This is a genomic window from Mycolicibacterium flavescens (genome assembly GCF_001722335.1).
Taxonomy (GTDB): Bacteria; Actinomycetota; Actinomycetes; order Mycobacteriales; family Mycobacteriaceae; genus Mycobacterium; species Mycobacterium flavescens.
In genome coordinates, this window is the sequence record NZ_MIHA01000004.1 from 182,238 (window position 1) to 199,061 (window position 16,824).

Below are 16,824 nucleotides of genomic sequence, written 5' to 3' on the forward strand. Positions count from 1 at the left end.
TCGTGTGCGGGCCGAGGCATGACTCTAGCGTACGCATCGTCCGGGTTGCCAATACGCCGCCACCGCTCGCGCTCTCGGCCGCGTGAGGCAGGATGGAGACGAACACACCGTCGTCTGGAAGGGACCCTGTGATCGGGTATTTCGTCGTATTGGGTGTCGGCTACGTACTGGGCTCCAAGGCCGGCCGACGCCGATATGAGCAGATCGCGGGGACCTATCGCGCGGTCACCGAGAGCCCGGCCGCCAAGGCGATGATCGACGCGGGCCGGCGCAAGATCGCCGACCGGGTCTCCCCCGATCCGCCGATGGTCACGTTGACCGAGCTGGACCAGGGCACGGCGGTCATCGGCCCGGAGACCCGAAAAACGACTTAACGGGTTGATCACCCGCCTAATAAGCGTGCAATCAACCCGTTAAGGACGGTCGAAGCTAGTTGATCCCGTTGGACCACGTCTGCCCCGGGAACAGCGGGCCGGTGCTCACACCGATGCCGCCGCCGGGCACGTTGCTCGAGTTCGGCCCGTACACGCCGAGGTCGGGGGTTCCGACGTTGACGCCGTTGCCGTTGGAGTACGACAGGCACTTGCCGTCCTCCTTGTTGCCGAACCAGGCCAGGCACGCCGGCCCGGCCTGCACGTCGGAGGCACCGGAGAGCACGGATGCCGCGAACGGCGCCGCGACCGCGGCCACCGCGAATGCGCCGGCGGCGATGATGCGCCGCGCCCGGTTGTTGGCTGATGTCACGTGTTCGCCTTCCTGACCGTTCCCCGACGGTTCTATAGCGGGCCCACCATATCGCGTTACATCCGCTCACGCAGAGATGTCGTCGCCGGCGGCCTGTTCGAGCAGGCTGCGGCGATAGGCCTCCATCGCGACCAGGTCACCGAACAGCGCGTGGTACTCGTCGCCCTGCTCGACCGGCGACATCCGCTGCAGCCGCGACTTCACCTCGGCGATCTGCCGACCGACCCACACTTCCTGCAGTCGGGCCAGCACCCCGCCGATGTAGCGCGGCAGCTTCTCCTCGTCCTCGACGTTGATGCTGTCCACGCCGAGTTCGTTGACCAGCCCCGCCGCGGCCGGGCTCGCCGTCTGCGCGCGCACCGCCTCGATCCACTCGGCACCGGACAGCCCCGCCGACGTCCCTCCTGCCGCGTCGATCGCCGACCGCACGGCCGCGTACCCGGGGTGGGTGAAGCTCTCGACGGTCAGCGAGTCGAACACCGGCCCGGCGATCGCCGGGTACTGCAACGCGGCCTTGAGCGCCTCGCGCTGCGGCCACAGCGTCGGGTCGGCGGGATCCGGGCGCGCCGCCGCTTCCGGCGAGCGGGTCTGGCGCGGCTGTTCGGCCGCGCCGCGGCGACGACGGCCGCGCTCGGGCATGCCCCGTTTCTGCGCCTCCTCGCGGACCCGGCTGAGCACCTGCGCGTCGTCGGCCCAGCCCACCCAGCCGGCGAGTCGGCGCGCGTACTCGTCGCGCAGCATCGGCTCCTTGATGCGGGCCACCATCGGCACGCACCGGCGCAGCGCGGCCACCCGGCCCTCCGCGCTGTCGAGATCGTGCTCGGCCAGCGCGGTGCGAATCGCGAACTCGAACAACGGGGTTCGCCGCGCCACCAGGTCGCGCAGCGCTCCCTCGCCGGATTTGAGCCGCAGATCGCAGGGATCCATACCATCGTCGGCCACCGCGACGAACGACTGCCCGGCCAGGTTCTGCTCACCCTCGAACGCCTTGATCGCCGCCGCCCGGCCGGCCGCGTCACCGTCGAAGACGTAGATCAGCTCGCCGCGAAAGAAGTTGTCGTCCATCATCAGTCGGCGCAGCATCGACAGGTGCTCGTCGCCGAACGCGGTGCCGCACGACGCGACCGCCGTCGTCACCCCGGACAGGTGCATGGCCATCACATCGGTGTAGCCCTCCACCACCACCGCCTGATGACCCTTGGCGATGTCGCGCTTGGCCAGATCCAGACCGAACAGCACCGCCGATTTTTTGTACAGCACGGTCTCGGGGGTGTTGACGTACTTGGCCTCCATCGGGTCGTCGTCGAAGATGCGCCGCGCGCCGAACCCGATCACCTCGCCGCCGCTGGCCCGGATCGGCCACAGCAGCCGCCGGTGGAAGCGGTCCATCGGCCCGCGTTTACCTTCGCGTGACAGCCCCGCGGCTTCGAGTTCCTTGAACTCGAACCCCTTGCGCAGCAGGTGTTTCGTCAGCGTGTCCCAACCCGGGGGGGCGAACCCGCAGCCGAACCGCTTGGCGGCGTCGCCGTTGAAGTTGCGCTCGATCAGGTACTGGCGCGCCGGGGCGGCCTCCTCGGACTCCAGCGCGGCCGCGTAGAACTCCTGGGCGGCGGCGTTGGCCGCGATCAGCCGGCTTCGGCTGCCGCGGTCACGCTGGACGTTGGTGGTCGACGCGCCGGTGTAGGTGATCGTGTAGCCGACGCGGTCGGCGAGCAGTTCGACCGATTCGACGAAGCTGACATGCTCGATCTTCTGCAGGAACGCGTAGACGTCGCCGCCCTCACCGCAGCCGAAGCAGTGGAAGTGGCCGTGGTTGGGTCGCACATGGAACGACGGCGTCTTCTCGTCGTGGAACGGGCACAGCCCCTTCATCGAGTCGGCGCCGGCGCGCCGCAACTGCACGTAGTCGCCGACGACGTCCTCGATGCGCACCTTGTCGCGAATGGCCGCGATGTCTCGATCTGAAATCCGCCCGGCCACGCGCGTCAGTCTATTCGCCTCGGCGAGCGCGCCTCGTGCACTCGTTCGAACCGCCCCTCGGTGTAGGACGCGATCTGGTCGACGACCGCGCGCAGCCGGGCGCCGTCGTCGTCGGCGGCGCTGAACTGGGCGGCGAACTGCGGGTCCAGGCTGCTCGGCGCCTGCGCCCACAACGCGAGTGCCACTTCGTGGATGCGGGCCCGCTGATCGGCCTGCAACTGCAGGTGCAGGTGGTCGGACATGATGAACTGCAGCGCCAGCGTCTTGAGCACGGCCACCTCGCCGCGCACCGTCGTCGGCACCGACAGATCGGCCTGGAAGCGGCGCAGCGGGCCGGCGCCTGCCACCGAGCGGGTCTCGGCGATCGCGGCGGTGACGAAGCGGCCGACCAGCTCGCTGGTCAACCGTTTGAGCGCCACCGACGACGCCAGCGTGCCGTCGAACTTGCCGACCGCCGCGATCGTCGGCAGCGCCGAGAGCCGTTCGGCGGCGGCCAGCAGATCGTCGGGCTCCAGCGCCGCGAAGGACCGGGCGCCCAACCGGGCCAGCGCGTCGGCGGCGTCGGCGTCGGCCAGTACCCGCAGGTCGATGCGCCCGGAGATCACGCCGTCCTCGACGTCGTGCACCGAGTAGGCGACGTCGTCGGCCCAGTCCATCACCTGCCCCTCCAGGCAGGGCCGCTCGGCGGGCGCCCCGTCGCGGACCCAGTCCGCGGCGGCGCCGTCGTCGTCGTAGAAACCGAACTTGGTGCGCTCACCGGTGCGCCGCCACGGGTACTTCGCCACCGCGTCGAGCGACGCGCGGGTCAAGTTCAGTCCGGCGCTAGCACCCTGCGGGTCAAGGACTTTGGGCTCGAGCCGGGTCAGGATTCGGAAGTTCTGCGCGTTACCCTCGAACCCGCCGAACGCCTTGGCGATCTCGTTGAGCGCGCGCTCGCCGTTGTGACCGTACGGCGGATGACCGATGTCGTGGGCGAGCCCGGCCAGGTCGACGAGGTCGGGGTCGCAGCCCAGACCGAAGGCCATCTCGCGGCCGATCTGGGCGACCTCCAGCGAGTGGGTGAGCCGGGTGCGCGGCGTCTCCCCCTCCCGCGGCCCGACGACCTGCGTCTTGTCGGCCAGCCGGCGCAGCGCCGCGCAGTGCAGCACCCGAGCGCGGTCGCGGGCGAAGTCGGTGCGGTGTTCGGTGGCGGTGCCCGGCAACGCGGCACCCTTGACCGGTTCGACCACCAGCCGCTGCCGGTCGAACTCGTCGTAGGAATCGTCGTTCGCTGCCACCGACGCACAGTCTGCCAGCACGGTTGCCCGGTGCGGCGGGGCCGGCGGCCCGTTCGGCACTAGATTGGCGATCATGCGCCTCGCCCGTCTGTTCAGCGTGATGCTCACGGTGCTGGCCGCCGGCCTGCTGCTCGCGCCCACGACCGCCGCCGAACGGCCGCTGCGGCTGGGCGGCTACGTCACCGACGACGCCGGTGTGCTCAGCGCCGCCGACCTCGGGCGGGTCACGTCGGCCATCGACACCCTCTACGCCGACGCCAGGACCCGGCTGTGGGTGGTCTACGTCGACTCATTCGACGGGCAGTCGGCGCAGTCGTGGGCGACCGCGACCCGCCAGCGCAGCGACCTCGGTGACTTCGACGCGCTGCTGGCGGTGGCCACCGTCGACCGCGCGTACGCGTTCCTGGTGCCCGACAGCGCCACCGATCTGAGCGCGAACCGGGTGGACAGCATCCGGCGCAACGACATCGAACCCGCGCTGCGCCAGGACGACTGGGCCGGCGCGGCGGTGGCGGCCGCGACGGGGCTCGGCGAGCGTCCCGGTTCGGGCACGGGCATCAGCGGGTTCGCGGTGCTGGCGATCCTGGCCGTGATCGGGGTCGGGTTGGTGGGGCTGCTGCTGTGGCGTCGACGGCGCAAGCGCAAGCGTCGCGAAGCCGAGTTCGCCGCGGCCCGCCGGGTGGACCCGACCGATCCGCAGGCGTTGGCCGCGGTGTCCCTGGACGCGCTTGACGACCTGTCCAAGGCGATGGTGGTCGAGGTCGACAACGCCGTGCGCACCAGCGAACACGAACTCGAGTTGGCCGTCGAGGAGTTCGGCAAGGAGCGCACCGAACCGTTCACCCGCGCGGTGGCCAACGCCAAAACGACGCTGACTCAGGCGTTCAACGTCCGCCAGATCCTCGACGACGCGATCCCCGAGACACCGGCACAGCGCCGCGACCTGCTGACCCGGGTGGTGGTGGCCGCCGGTAAGGCCGACCGCGAACTCGAATCGCAGAGCGAGGCGTTCGCCAAGCTGCGCGACCTCGTGATCAACGCGCCGAGCCGCCTGGACACGATGACCCAGCAGATCGTCGACATCACCGCCCGACTGGACGCCTCAGGGCAGAAGCTCGACGAATTGCACCGCGAATTCGACGTCGCGGCACTGACTTCGGTGGCCGGCAACGTCGACGCGGCCAAGGAGCTGCTGAGCTTCGCCGACGAGAACATCACCCGCGGCCGCGAGTTGGCCAACCGGCCGGTGGCCGGGCAGCAGACCGAGCTGATCGACTCGGTGCGGGCGGCCGAGTCGGCGCTGCTGCAGGCCCGGTCGCTGCTGGACGCGGTCGACAGCGCCGCCAGCGACATCCGCCGGGCCGCATCGCACCTGCCCGCGGCGATCGAGGACATCCAGAACGGCATCAGGCAGGCCGGGACGCTGCTGGCGCAGGGTTCGACGCCGCAGCGCGCCGAGCTCGAGCGGGCCCGCGACGCCGCGGCCGCCGCGGTGGCCACCGCGCAGCGCACCGGCCAGGTGGACCCACTGGGCGCGTTCACCGAGTTGACCAAGGCCGACGCCGACCTGGACCGGCTGCTCGCCGCGGTCGAGGAGGCCCGCGAGGCCGCCGAGCGGCTCAACCGCGCGCTCGACGAGGCGTTGTTCACCGCCCGGTCGCGGGTGCGGTCGGTCAGCGACTTCATCGACACCCGGCGCGGCGCGGTCGGCCCGGAGGCCCGCACCCGGCTGGCCGAGGCGGTGCGGCAACTCGGCGCCGCGGAGAACAAGCGGGCGACCGATCCGGCCGAGGCGATCGCGCACGCCAACGGCGCGGCGATGCTGGCGTCTCAGGCGCAGACACTGGCCAACAACGACGTGCACAACGCGCAGAACACGTTCATGGGCCCGCACGGCGGGGGCGGCGGCGGCAACATGGGCGCGATCCTCGGCGGCATCCTGATCGGCAACATCCTCAGCGGCGGGATGCGCGGCGGCTTCGGCGGTGGTTTCGGCGGGGGCGGGTTCAATCCCGGTTCGTTCGGCGGTTCCGGGGGTGGCGGGGGCATGTTCGGCGGCGGCGGCCGCTTCTAGACCCCGCCGCCACTGCCGGCGAGCAGACGCGAAGTGCCCCCAAAAGCCGCGAAATTAGGGCACTTTGCGACTGCTCGGCAGGATTTCGGCAGCCCTTCAGCAGCCCTTCAGCCGCGCGGCCAGGTAGTCACTGACCTGATCGAGTGCCACCCGGTCCTGGGTCATCGCGTCGCGCTCGCGGATCGTGACGGCCTGGTCCTCGAGCGTGTCGAAGTCGACGGTCACGCAGAACGGCGTGCCGATCTCGTCCTGGCGGCGATACCGGCGGCCGATGGCGCCGGCGTCGTCGAACTCGACGTTCCAGCACTTGCGCAGTTCGGCGGCCAGGTCGCGGGCCCTGGGTGAGAGCGCCTCGTTGCGCGACAGCGGCAGCACCGCGGCCTTGACCGGTGAGAGCCGCGGGTCCAGGCGCAGCACGGTGCGCTTGTCGACGCCGCCCTTGGCGTTGGGCGCCTCGTCCTCGGCGTAGGCGTCGACCAGGAACGCCATGAACGACCGCGTCAGCCCCGCTGCGGGTTCGATCACGTACGGCACGTAGCGGGTGTCGTTGGCCTGATCGTAGTAGGACAGGTCGGTACCGGAATGCTTTGTGTGCGTTGACAAGTCGAAGTCAGTCCGGTTGGCGACACCTTCGAGTTCACCCCACGGGTTGCCGGCGAACCCGAACTTGTACTCGATGTCGACGGTGCGGTCGGAGTAGTGCGACAGCTTCTCTTTCGGGTGTTCGTAGAGCCGCAGGTTGTCGCGGTCGATGCCGAGGTCGACGTACCACTGCAGCCGCTCGTCGATCCAGTACTGGTGCCACTCGCGGGCGGTCGACGGTTCGACAAAGAACTCCATCTCCATCTGCTCGAACTCGCGGGTGCGGAAGATGAAGTTGCCGGGGGTGATCTCGTTGCGGAAGCTCTTACCGGTCTGCGCGATGCCGAACGGCGGCTTCTTGCGCTGCGTGGTCACCACGTTGGCGAAGTTGACGAAGATGCCCTGCGCGGTCTCCGGCCGCAGGTAGTGCAGCCCCTCCTCGGTCTCGATCGGGCCGAGGTAGGTCTTGAGCATCATGTTGAAGTCGCGCGGTTCGGTCCACTGCCCCTTGGTGCCGCAGTCCGGGCAGTTGATCTCGTCCATCGTCACCGAGTCGGGATCGGAGATCCCCTTCTTCTCGGCGTACGCCTCCTGCATGTGGTCCTGCCGGTGGCGCTTGTGGCAGTTCAGGCACTCGACCAGCGGGTCGTTGAACACGTCGACGTGACCCGAGGCCACCCACACCTCGCGCGGCAGGATGATCGAGCTGTCCAGGCCGACGACGTCGTCGCGGCTGGTGACCACCGAGCGCCACCACTGACGCTTGATGTTCTCCTTGAGTTCCACCCCGAGCGGCCCGTAGTCCCACGCCGACTTGGTGCCGCCGTAGATCTCCCCGGCCTGATAAACCAGACCGCGCCGCTTGGCGAGGTTCGCGACGGTGTCGATGATCGAAGAAGACTGAGCCACGAGTGCACAGCGTAGCGATCCCCCTCCGCGGCGTTGACATGCAGGGACACGCATGTATTGTTGGCGCCATAATGAAAACCGTTTCCACTTTGCCGGTGGGGCACGAGGAACCCGCACACGACCACAGCGGCGCACCGTTTCCCGAGGTGCCGACACGTGACGTGCTCGACACCTCCGGGGATCTGCTGCGGGCGCTGGCGGCGCCGGTGCGGATCGCGATCGTGCTGCAGCTGCGGGTGTCGGCGCGTTGCGTGCACGAACTTGTCGACGCGCTCGCCGTGCCGCAGCCGCTGGTCAGCCAGCACCTGCGGATCCTCAAGGCGGCCGGGGTGGTCGCCGGTGAGCGGTCGGGCCGCGAGGTGATGTACCGCCTCGTCGACGAGCACCTGGCCGACATCGTCGTCGCGGCGGTGACCCACGCGGCCGAAGGCGGGCGATGACCACGGTGCCGTCCTCGACCGGCGTGCGCGCGACCCGGCAGCGCGCGGCGATCTCGGCGCTGCTGGAGAAGGTCGACGAGTTCCGCTCCGCCCAGGAACTGCACGACGAACTGCGCCGCCGCGGTGAGGCCATCGGGTTGACGACGGTCTACCGCACGCTGCAGCAGATGGCCGCGGCCGGCGTCGTCGACACTTTGCGCACCGACACCGGCGAATCGGTGTACCGACGCTGCTCCGACGACCACCACCATCACCTGGTGTGCCGGTTGTGCGGGTCGGCGGTGGAGATTCAGGGCGGCGACGTCGAGGACTGGACCGACCGCGTCGCGCGCGAGCACAACTTCTCCGACGTCAGCCACACCATCGAGATCTTCGGTGTGTGCGGCGACTGCACGGGCAAGTCAGCCGATTAGCGCGCGACGCACTTCCGCGCCGGTGGCCAGCACCATCAGGATCAGCGTGCGCAGCGCTTCGTCGGTCAGCCCGGCGGCGGGAAAGTTGTAGCGCAGCAGCACATCCGCAGCCTTTTTGGAGTTGCGCTTGGCGCCGGCGGCGATCTGCGCGGGGGCGCTCTTGGTGGTCAGCGACACGGTGCCCAGCAGCGTCTTGTGGGCGTGCTCGGCGACCGCGGCGCGCAGCTTGGCGTCCAGCGGCAGGTCCCAGGCCAGGATCTGGGTCAACGACACCAGCTCCAGCCCCTCGGCGACCGGGACCGTGCGCAGCGAGGCGAACGTCTCGTCGTGGTGCACGGTGACCGCGCCGTCGTCCTCGCGGGTCACCGGCAGCACACCGTCGAGGACCTCGCCGAGCCGCTCCTGCAGGCTCATGTCAGGCCCGTCCGAACCGGCGGTTGCGGTTGACGTACTCCTCGCACGCCGCCCACAGGTCGCGGCGGTCGTAGTCCGGCCACAGCTTGTCCTGGAACACGAACTCGGCGTAGGCCGCCTGCCACAGCAGAAAGTTGCTGGCCCGCTGCTCCCCCGATGTCCGGATGAACAGGTCGACGTCGGGGATGTCGGACCGGTGCAGGTGTTTGGCGAAGCTCGCCTCGGTGATGCGGTCGGGCCTGATCTTGCCGTCGACGGCCAGCTGCGCGAGCTCCCGCGTCGCCTCCACGATCTCGGTGCGCCCACCGTAGTTCACGCAGTAGTTGATCGTGATGACGTCGTTGCCGACCGTCATCTGCTCGGCGATGTCGAACTCCTTGATCACGCTGCGCCACATCCGCGGCCGCGAACCGACCCAGCGCATCCGCACACCCATGTCGTTGAGGTTCTCGCGGCGCCGGCGCACCACCTCGCGGTTGAACCCCATCAGGAACCGCACCTCCTCGGTGCTGCGTTTCCAGTTCTCGGTGGAAAACGCGTACACCGTCAGGTGCTTGATCCCGATTTCGATTGCCCCGCAAGTGATGTCGATGAGCACCGCTTCACCCATCTTGTGCCCCTCGGTGCGGTGCAGGCCGCGCTGGGTGGCCCAGCGACCGTTGCCGTCCATCACGACCGCGACGTGGTTGGGCACCTGGTCGGCCGGTATCCGGGGCGCGGACTCCTTCGACGTGTGCTGGGGCGGCCGGGCGAAACGGCCGTTGGTGCCCGCCGGGATCTCCGGGAAAACCACCGGCCACGTCGACTTGTCCGGGAACGTCGGGTAGTCCTCAGGCGCCGGGGGCAGCTGTGGGTAGGTCCCTTTGCCCTTCTTCTTCAGCCCAGCCCGTTCGCTTGCCATGTGGCACATCCTGCCCGACCAGCGACACCCGCTGCTCGCCGACACTCCTATCGACCCGGTACACCCGTTCGACCAGCGGCAGTGTCCGCAGCTGACGCTCCAAGTGCCACTGCAGATGCGCGGCCACCAGCCCGCTGGCCTGGCTGCGGTACGACGGCGTCGACGTCTCGGCGTGCGCCCAGTCACCGTCGTGCAGGGCCGCCATCAGGTCCAGCACCCCCTGCGGCGGCGTGACCGACCCCGACGGCCGGCAGTGCACACACACGCTGCCGCCGGCAGCCACATTGAATGCCCGGTGCGGACCCGGCGCCGCGCAGCGCGCGCACTCGGTCAACGCCGGTGCCCAGCCCGCGATGCCCATCGCCCGCAACAGATAGGCGTCGAGCACCAGCTCACGCGGCCGGCTGCCGTCGGCGACCGCGCGCAACGCGGCCACCGTCAACCGGTGCAGCGACGGCATCGGGGCGCGTTCCTCTCCGGCCAGCCGCTCGGCGGTCTCGAGCACCGCGCACGCGCAGGTGTAGCGGCCGTAGTCGCTGACGATGTCGGAGGCGAACGCGTCGATGGCCTGCACCTGGGTCACGATGTCGAGGTTGCGGCCCGGGTGCAGCTGAACATCGATGTGCGCGAACGGCTCCAGCCTGGCGCCGAACTTGCTGCGGGTGCGCCGCACCCCCTTGGCCACCGCGCGAACCAGCCCGTGGTCGCGGGTGAGCAGGGTGACGATCCGGTCGGCCTCGCCAAGCTTGTGCTGGCGCAGCACCACCGCTCGGTCCCGGTACAGCCGCATGGGTCCAGTCTGGCATTGCGGTCCGTCAGATTCCGGTACGCACCGCCGATATCCTCGTAACCGATGCCCCAGACAAACCGCTTTCCCACCGTGACTCAACAGCTTTTCCAGCTCGCGAGCGGATCCGCCACGTCGGTGGAGCTGGTGCAGCGATCGCTCGACGCCATCGCGGCCAGCCAACCGACGCTCAACGCGTTCCGGGTGGTGTTCACCGAACAGGCGCTGGCCGACGCCGCCCGCGCGGACCGCAAACGCGCCGCGGGTCAAGATCATTCGAAGCATCCGTTGCTGGGCATCCCGATCGCGGTCAAGGACGACGTCGACGTCGCCGGGGTGCCGACCCGGTTCGGCGCCGACGGCGCCGTGCGCCCGGCCACCGAGGACAGTGAAGTGGTGCGACGGCTGCGGGCCGCCGGCGCGGTCATCGTCGGCAAGACGAACACCTGCGAACTGGGCCAGTGGCCGTTCACCAGCGGACCCGCGTTCGGGCACACCCGCAACCCGTGGTCGCGTGAGCACACCCCGGGCGGTTCGTCGGGCGGCAGCGCCGCCGCGGTGGCCGCGGGGCTGGTGGCCGCGGCGATCGGCTCCGACGGTGCCGGCAGCGTGCGCATCCCCGCGGCGTGGACACATCTGGTCGGCATCAAACCGCAGCGCGGACGCATCTCGACCTGGCCGCTGCCCGAGGCGTTCAACGGCATCACCGTCAACGGCGTCCTGGCCCGCACGGTCACCGACGCCGCGCTGGTGCTCGACGCGGCGTCGGGCAACGTCGCCGGTGACCGGCATCAGCCGCCGCAGGTGCAGATCTCCGACTACGTCTCGCAGGCGCCCGGCCCGCTGCGGATCGCGCTGTCGACGAAGTTCCCGTTCACGGTGTTTCGGGCCAAGCTGCATCCCGAGATCCGCGCGGCGATGTCGGTGGTGGCCGACCAGCTCGAACAGCTCGGGCACCACATCGTCGCCGCCGACCCCGACTACAGCCTCGAGATGTCGTGGAACTTCCTGTCGCGGTCGACGTCGGGGCTGCTCGAGTGGGCCGAACGGCTCGGCCCGGGCGCGCAGCTGGACCCGCGCACCAAAGCCAACCTGCGCACCGGCCGCCTGCTGTCGGAGCACGTGCTGCGCAAGGCCCGCGCCCGCGAGGCCCGCGCGCACCGCCGGATCGGCTACATCTTCAACATCGCCGACGTGGTGCTGGCCCCGACCACCGCGCAGCCGGCGCCGCCGGTGCACGACTTCGACCACCGCGGCGGGTTGTCGACCGACCGCACGATGATCAAGGCGTGCCCGGTGACCTGGCCGTGGAACCTGCTGGGCTGGCCGTCGATCAACGTGCCCGCGGGATTCACCTCCGAGGGCCTGCCGATCGGCGTGCAGCTGATGGGCCCGGCAAACAGCGAACCGCTGCTGGTGTCGCTGGCCGCCGAGCTGGAGGCGATCAACGGCTGGGCCATGCGCCAGCCCGATCCGTGGTGGCTGCCGCCGGCCGGCCCCGAGACCGCGAAATCATCGGACCGGCCGGTAACCCGCAACGTCTCGCACGAGGTCGCGTAAAGTCTTGCGCCATGAGGTCGCGACGTGGCGTATTGGCGATGACGGTGCTGGCTCTGACCTGCGGCGCGGTGGTCGGCGCCCCGGCCGCCGGGGCGGACAACAAGCGCCTCAACGACGGCGTGGTGGCCAACGTGTACACCGTGAAGTCGCAGGCCGGGTGCGACACCGACATCGAGATCAACCCGAAGCTGCGGCTGGCCGCCGAGTGGCACACCAACGACGTGCTCAACAACCGCGCACTCAACGGTGACATCGGCTCGGACGGCACCACCGTGGCCGACCGCGCCCGCAACGCCGGCTATGTCGGCGAGGTCGCCGAGACGGTCGCCATCAACCCGGCGCTGGCGATCAGCGGCATCGAGCTGATCAACCAGTGGTACCACCGGCCCGACTACTACGGGATCATGTCCGACTGCTCCAACGTCGACATCGGCGTGTGGTCGGCCAACGCGCTCGACCGCACCGTCGTGGTGGCGGTCTACGGCAAGGGCGACGCCGCCCCACCCGTCCCCGGGCCCGGTAGGCCGTTCGGCCAGCCCGGCTCCGGCGCCCAGAGCTGATCGCTAGAACCCCAGGCGTCCCAGCTGTTTGGGGTCGCGCTGCCAGTTCTTGGCCACCTTGACCCGCAGATCGAGAAACACCTTGGTACCGAGGAGCTTCTCGATCTGCGTGCGCGCGGCGGTGCCGACCTCGCGTAGCCTGGCGCCGCCCTTGCCGATCACGATGCCCTTCTGGCTGTCGCGTTCGACGTAGAGGATCGCGTGCACGTCGATGAGGTCCTCACGGCCCTCACGCGGGGTGACTTCTTCGATCACGACGGCCAGCGAGTGCGGCAGTTCGTCGCGCACCCCCTCGAGCGCGGCCTCGCGGATCAGCTCGGCCATCAAGGTTTCCTCGGGTTCGTCGGTGAGCTCACCGTCGGGGTAGAACGCCGGCCCCGGCGGCAGTTGGGCGGCGAGCACACCGGTCAGAACGTCCAGGTTGTCGTCGGCGGTCGCCGACACCGGGACGATCTCGACGTCGGGGCCGACCAGTTCGCTGACCGCGACCAGTTGCGCGGCGACGCGGTCCCTGGCCACCTTGTCGATCTTGGTGACGATCGCGACCAGCGTGGTTCTCGGTGCGACAGCGCGGATCTGGTCGTGAATCCAGCGGTCGCCCGGGCCGATCTTCTCGTCGGCGGGGATGCACCACCCGATCACGTCGACTTCGGAGTAGGTGTCCTTGACCAGATCGTTGAGCCGCTGCCCGAGCAGCGTGCGCGGCCGGTGCAGGCCGGGGGTGTCGACGAGGATGATCTGGAAGTCCTCGCGGTGCACGATTCCGCGGATGGTGTGCCGGGTGGTCTGCGGCCGGTTCGACGTGATCGCCACCTTCGCCCCGACCAGCGCGTTGGTCAACGTGGACTTGCCGGTGTTCGGTCGCCCGACGAAACAGACGAAACCGGAGCGGAATTCGTCGCTCACGTCGGGCGCCCGGAGCGGTCGGTGACGATCACCGCGGCGTCGGCCGACAGCTCACGGACCGCGGCCACACCCGCGTCGGAGTCCGACCCGCCGACCAGCACCGCGGCCTCCAGACCGGTCGCGCCGCTGGATACCGCGGCCGCGACGGCAGCCTGAAGCGCGGTGAGCCGCAACGACTCCAGCGTCACCGGGGCACCGGCGTAGGTGCGGCCGTCGGCGTCGCGCACCGCCGCCCCGCTGCCCGCCTCGGCGCGACCCATCGCGCCGCGGGCCAGCGTCACCAGCTTGGCGTCTTCGGCGTGCAGCTCACTCATCGCGCCTGATCCTCCTCGCGGTCTTCGGCCTCGTCTTCGACGGGTTCGGTGGGGCTGACGAGCACCGTGCCGATCCGCACCCGGCCGCGGTGATCCGGTCCGCCCTCGGCCTGCAGCCGCAACCCGTCCCAGATCACCTCGGCGCCCGGCAGCGGAACCCTGCCGAGTTCGAAGGCGACCAGACCACCGACAGTGTCGACGTCGAGGTCGTCGTCGAACTCGATGTCGTACAACTCGCCGAGGTCCTCGATCGGCAGCCGCGCCGACACGCGATAGCGCTTCTCGCCCAGATCCTCCACCGGCACGACCTCACCGGCGTCGTACTCGTCGACGATCTCGCCGACGATCTCCTCGAGCACATCCTCGATCGTCACCAGCCCGGCGATCGCCCCGTACTCGTCGACCAGCAGCACCATGTGCACGCGGTCGCGCTGCATCTCGCGCAGCAGTTCGTCGAGCGGTTTGGAGTCCGGCACGAACACCGCCCGCCGCATGACCTGTGCGACGGTGGTGCCGCGGCCCCCGTCGGTCGAATAGTAGGTGCGCTGCACGAGGTCTTTGAGGTAGACGACACCGACGATGTCGTCGACGTTCTCCCCGATCACCGGGATGCGGGAGTGCCCGCTGCGCACCGCCAACGACGTGGCCTGCCCGGCGGTCTTGTCGCTCTCGATCCACACCATCTCGGTGCGCGGCACCATCACCTCGCGCGCGGCGGTGTCGCCGAGTTCGAACACCGACTGGATCATCCGGCGTTCGTCGTCGGCCACCACACCGCGCTGCTGCGCGAGGTCGACCACCTCGCGCAGTTCGATCTCGGACGCGAACGGGCCGTTGCGGAACCCGCGGCCCGGGGTCAGCGCATTGCCGATCAGCACCAGTAGACGGCTGATCGGGGTGAGCAGCACCGAAACCGCCTGCAGCGGAAGCGCGCTGAGCAACGCGATGGTGTAGGCGTGCTGGCGCCCGACCGTGCGGGGTCCGACGCCGATCGCGACGAAGCTGACCACCACCATGATCGCGGCGGCCACGAAAAGGCCCCAGCTGACGCCGAGGTGCCCGTCGAGATAGGCGGCCAGCAGCACGGTCGCCCCGACCTCGCAGGCGATGCGCAGCAGCACGATGAGGTTGATGTAGCGCGGTCGCTCGACCATCACCTTGGCCAGCCGCACCGCACCGGGCCGCTCGTCGCGCACCAGTTCCTCGACGCGGGCCATCGACACGGTGCTCAGCGCGGCGTCGATGGCCGCGAACAACCCGCCGAAGACGACGAGGACGATCGCGACGATCAGCTGTCCCAGGCCGCTCACAGTTCGTCGAAGAATCGCGAGTTGTCGAGCAGCCGGCGTTCCTTGGCCGTCTGCCGATCCTGGTGGTAGGCCTCGACCTGGTCGGCGACCCACTCTTCGAGCAGTTCACGCTGCAACGTGAACATCTCCTTCTCCTCGTCGGGCTCGGCGTGGTCGTAGCCCAACAGGTGAAGGACGCCGTGCACGGTCAGCAGGGCCAGTTCCTGGCCCAGCGAATGGCCCGCCGCCGCGGCCTGGTCGGCGGCGAACTGCGGGCACAGCGCGATGTCACCGAGCATCGCCGGGCCCGGTTCAGGGGCATCCGGCCGGCCGCCGGGCTCGAGTTCGTCCATCGGGAAGCTCATCACATCGGTGGGCCCGGGCAGGTCCATCCACCGCATGTGCAGGTCGGCCATCGCGGCGGTGTCGAGCAGCACCATCGACAATTCGGCGGACGGGTTGACGTTCATCTTGCGGATGACGAAGCGGGCGACGCTGATCAGTTCCTCTTCGGACACGTCGATGCCCGACTCGTTGGACACCTCGATACTCATGTCTACCGCCGCGGCCGACCGCCGCCGGAGGCCCGCCGCTGCGCCCGGTTCAACTGTGCCGGCTCATCGTGTCTGGCGTATGCGTCGACGATCTCGGACACCAGCCGGTGTCGCACGACGTCGGCGCTGGTGAGCTCGGAGAAGTGGATGTCGTCGATGCCGTCGAGGATCCGCATCGCCGCGTGCAGGCCCGATGCCGCCCCGCCGGGCAGGTCGACCTGCGTGATATCGCCGGTGACAACGATTTTCGAGTTGAACCCGAGCCGGGTCAGGAACATCTTCATCTGCTCGGCGGTGGTGTTCTGGGCCTCGTCGAGGATGATGAACGCGTCCGAGATCGTTCTGCCCCGCATGTACGCCAGCGGCGCGACCTCGATCACCCCGGCGCTCATCAGCTTTGGGATCAGCTCGGGATCCATCATGTCGTGCAGCGCGTCGTAGAGCGGACGCAGATACGGGTCGATCTTCTCGCTGAGCGTGCCCGGCAGGAACCCGAGCCGCTCCCCCGCCTCCACCGCGGGCCGAGTCAAGATGATGCGCGAAACCTGTTTGGACTGTAAGGCGTTGACCGCCTTGGCCATTGCCAGGTAGGTCTTACCGGTGCCCGCGGGGCCGATGCCGAACACGATGGTGTGCGCGTCGATCGCGTCGACGTAGCGCTTCTGGTTGAGCGTCTTGGGTCGGATGGTCTTGCCGCGACGCGACAGGATGTCGAGCGTGAGCACCTCGGCGGGTGACTCGTTGCCGGTGCCGGTGAGCATCGCGACGCTGTGCCGCACCACGTCGGGGGTCAACGTCTGGCCGCTGGACAGGATCGCGATCAGTTCGGAGATCACCCGTTCGGCCAGTGCGACGTCGGCGGGCTCACCCGTGAGCGTCAGCGCGTTGCCGCGGGCGTGAATGTCGGCCGACAGGGCGCGCTCGATGGCGCGCAGGTTCTCGTCGGCGGAACCCAGAAGTCCCATGACGAGGTCGGGCGGAACATTTATGCTGCTGCGTACCGACTCAGGAGACTGAGCAGCCTGCGACGAGTCAGCGGTCGTCTCGCGGGGCGTCAAGAGGGTTCAGTGCCTGCTTTCTGGGTTCTGCCTGATTGCTCTGTGCTCACAGTTTACCGCCG

The 16,824-nt window shown here is 69.4% G+C and carries 18 protein-coding genes; 6 read left to right on the top strand and 12 right to left on the bottom strand.

Annotated features, from left to right (window positions below; translation table 11 throughout):
* The first annotated feature begins 128 nt into the window (after nt 1-128).
* Entirely contained in the window at nt 129-374 is a 246-nt protein-coding gene (locus tag BHQ18_RS07125) for a hypothetical protein (protein ID WP_069412892.1), read from the top strand.
* Between the two features lie 55 nt (nt 375-429).
* Here the strand turns inward: BHQ18_RS07125 and BHQ18_RS07130 are convergent, their stop codons facing one another.
* From BHQ18_RS07130 to BHQ18_RS07140, 3 genes are all read right to left on the bottom strand, one after another.
* A complete protein-coding gene (locus BHQ18_RS07130; RefSeq protein WP_069412893.1) occupies nt 430-744 on the bottom strand; it encodes a DUF7155 family protein in 315 nt (104 codons plus the stop codon).
* Between the two features lie 66 nt (nt 745-810).
* Nucleotides 811-2,724: a DNA primase gene (dnaG, locus tag BHQ18_RS07135; RefSeq protein ID WP_069412894.1), complete on the bottom strand. Its 1,914-nt coding sequence runs from the start codon at nt 2,722-2,724 to the stop codon at nt 811-813.
* 5 nt (nt 2,725-2,729) lie between these two features.
* Entirely contained in the window at nt 2,730-4,001 is a 1,272-nt protein-coding gene (locus BHQ18_RS07140) for a deoxyguanosinetriphosphate triphosphohydrolase (protein WP_069413033.1), read from the bottom strand.
* Nucleotides 4,002-4,074: 73 nt separating this feature from the next.
* Here BHQ18_RS07140 and BHQ18_RS07145 point away from each other — a divergent pair, with 73 nt between their 5' ends.
* Entirely contained in the window at nt 4,075-6,075 is a 2,001-nt protein-coding gene (locus tag BHQ18_RS07145) for a TPM domain-containing protein (protein WP_069412895.1), read from the top strand.
* 96 nt (nt 6,076-6,171) lie between these two features.
* Here BHQ18_RS07145 and BHQ18_RS07150 read toward each other — a convergent pair whose 3' ends face one another.
* The gene (locus tag BHQ18_RS07150; protein WP_069412896.1) at nt 6,172-7,566 is read right to left on the bottom strand and encodes a glycine--tRNA ligase; all 1,395 of its coding nucleotides are present in this window, start codon (nt 7,564-7,566) and stop codon (nt 6,172-6,174) included.
* Between the two features lie 71 nt (nt 7,567-7,637).
* On the opposite strand from BHQ18_RS07150, the gene BHQ18_RS07155 reads away from it, so the two are divergent.
* Nucleotides 7,638-8,006: an ArsR/SmtB family transcription factor gene (locus tag BHQ18_RS07155; protein ID WP_069412897.1), complete on the top strand. Its 369-nt coding sequence runs from the start codon at nt 7,638-7,640 to the stop codon at nt 8,004-8,006.
* Nucleotides 8,003-8,419, top strand: a complete 417-nt coding sequence (locus tag BHQ18_RS07160) for a Fur family transcriptional regulator (RefSeq protein WP_069412898.1) — start codon at nt 8,003-8,005, stop codon at nt 8,417-8,419. Before BHQ18_RS07155 ends, BHQ18_RS07160 begins: the two co-directional genes overlap by 4 nt.
* On the opposite strand, the gene BHQ18_RS07165 is transcribed toward BHQ18_RS07160, so the two are convergent.
* The 3 genes from BHQ18_RS07165 to recO are packed head-to-tail and all read right to left on the bottom strand — an operon-like array spanning nt 8,408 to nt 10,524.
* Nucleotides 8,408-8,833 carry a hypothetical protein gene (locus BHQ18_RS07165; protein WP_069412899.1) on the bottom strand — a complete coding sequence of 142 codons (426 nt, stop codon included), beginning with the start codon at nt 8,831-8,833 and terminating at the stop codon, nt 8,408-8,410. The genes BHQ18_RS07160 and BHQ18_RS07165 overlap by 12 nt on opposite strands.
* A 1-nt stretch (nt 8,834) precedes the next feature.
* Entirely contained in the window at nt 8,835-9,734 is a 900-nt protein-coding gene (locus BHQ18_RS07170) for a decaprenyl diphosphate synthase (protein ID WP_069412900.1), read from the bottom strand.
* Nucleotides 9,664-10,524: a DNA repair protein RecO gene (gene recO / locus BHQ18_RS07175; RefSeq protein WP_069412901.1), complete on the bottom strand. Its 861-nt coding sequence runs from the start codon at nt 10,522-10,524 to the stop codon at nt 9,664-9,666. The genes BHQ18_RS07170 and recO overlap by 71 nt, the downstream gene beginning before the upstream one ends.
* Before the next feature lie 63 nt (nt 10,525-10,587).
* On the opposite strand from recO, the gene BHQ18_RS07180 reads away from it, so the two are divergent.
* The gene (locus BHQ18_RS07180; RefSeq protein ID WP_069412902.1) at nt 10,588-12,081 is read left to right on the top strand and encodes an amidase; all 1,494 of its coding nucleotides are present in this window, start codon (nt 10,588-10,590) and stop codon (nt 12,079-12,081) included.
* 11 nt (nt 12,082-12,092) lie between these two features.
* Nucleotides 12,093-12,641 (top strand): CAP domain-containing protein, encoded by a 549-nt coding sequence (locus tag BHQ18_RS07185; RefSeq protein ID WP_069412903.1) that lies wholly within the window; start codon nt 12,093-12,095, stop codon nt 12,639-12,641.
* 3 nt (nt 12,642-12,644) lie between these two features.
* Here BHQ18_RS07185 and era read toward each other — a convergent pair whose 3' ends face one another.
* The 5 genes from era to BHQ18_RS07210 are packed head-to-tail and all read right to left on the bottom strand — an operon-like array spanning nt 12,645 to nt 16,762.
* Nucleotides 12,645-13,547, bottom strand: coding sequence for a GTPase Era (gene era / locus BHQ18_RS07190; RefSeq protein ID WP_069412904.1), 903 nt, complete (start codon nt 13,545-13,547; stop codon nt 12,645-12,647).
* Nucleotides 13,544-13,861: a cytidine deaminase-like protein gene (locus tag BHQ18_RS07195; protein WP_069412905.1), complete on the bottom strand. Its 318-nt coding sequence runs from the start codon at nt 13,859-13,861 to the stop codon at nt 13,544-13,546. The genes era and BHQ18_RS07195 overlap by 4 nt, the downstream gene beginning before the upstream one ends.
* Nucleotides 13,858-15,171 (bottom strand): hemolysin family protein, encoded by a 1,314-nt coding sequence (locus BHQ18_RS07200; RefSeq protein WP_069412906.1) that lies wholly within the window; start codon nt 15,169-15,171, stop codon nt 13,858-13,860. Before BHQ18_RS07200 ends, BHQ18_RS07195 begins: the two co-directional genes overlap by 4 nt.
* Nucleotides 15,168-15,704 (bottom strand): rRNA maturation RNase YbeY, encoded by a 537-nt coding sequence (gene ybeY / locus BHQ18_RS07205; protein WP_069412907.1) that lies wholly within the window; start codon nt 15,702-15,704, stop codon nt 15,168-15,170. The genes BHQ18_RS07200 and ybeY overlap by 4 nt, the downstream gene beginning before the upstream one ends.
* Nucleotides 15,705-15,706: 2 nt before the next feature.
* Nucleotides 15,707-16,762, bottom strand: coding sequence for a PhoH family protein (locus BHQ18_RS07210; RefSeq protein WP_069412908.1), 1,056 nt, complete (start codon nt 16,760-16,762; stop codon nt 15,707-15,709).
* Nucleotides 16,763-16,824 lie beyond the last annotated feature (62 nt).

Bases quoted from the DNA above. Each gene is read 5' to 3' on its own strand.
- BHQ18_RS07145 (WP_069412895.1), top strand. From the start codon at position 4,075: ATGCGCCTCGCCCGTCTGTTCAGCGTGATGCTCACGGTGCTGGCCGCC.
- BHQ18_RS07155 (WP_069412897.1), top strand. From the start codon at position 7,638: ATGAAAACCGTTTCCACTTTGCCGGTGGGGCACGAGGAACCCGCACAC.
- BHQ18_RS07160 (WP_069412898.1), top strand. From the start codon at position 8,003: ATGACCACGGTGCCGTCCTCGACCGGCGTGCGCGCGACCCGGCAGCGC.
- BHQ18_RS07165 (WP_069412899.1), bottom strand. From the start codon at position 8,833: ATGAGCCTGCAGGAGCGGCTCGGCGAGGTCCTCGACGGTGTGCTGCCG.
- BHQ18_RS07170 (WP_069412900.1), bottom strand. From the start codon at position 9,734: ATGGCAAGCGAACGGGCTGGGCTGAAGAAGAAGGGCAAAGGGACCTAC.
- recO (WP_069412901.1), bottom strand. From the start codon at position 10,524: ATGCGGCTGTACCGGGACCGAGCGGTGGTGCTGCGCCAGCACAAGCTT.
- BHQ18_RS07180 (WP_069412902.1), top strand. From the start codon at position 10,588: ATGCCCCAGACAAACCGCTTTCCCACCGTGACTCAACAGCTTTTCCAG.
- BHQ18_RS07185 (WP_069412903.1), top strand. From the start codon at position 12,093: ATGAGGTCGCGACGTGGCGTATTGGCGATGACGGTGCTGGCTCTGACC.
- BHQ18_RS07195 (WP_069412905.1), bottom strand. From the start codon at position 13,861: ATGAGTGAGCTGCACGCCGAAGACGCCAAGCTGGTGACGCTGGCCCGC.
- ybeY (WP_069412907.1), bottom strand. From the start codon at position 15,704: ATGAGTATCGAGGTGTCCAACGAGTCGGGCATCGACGTGTCCGAAGAG.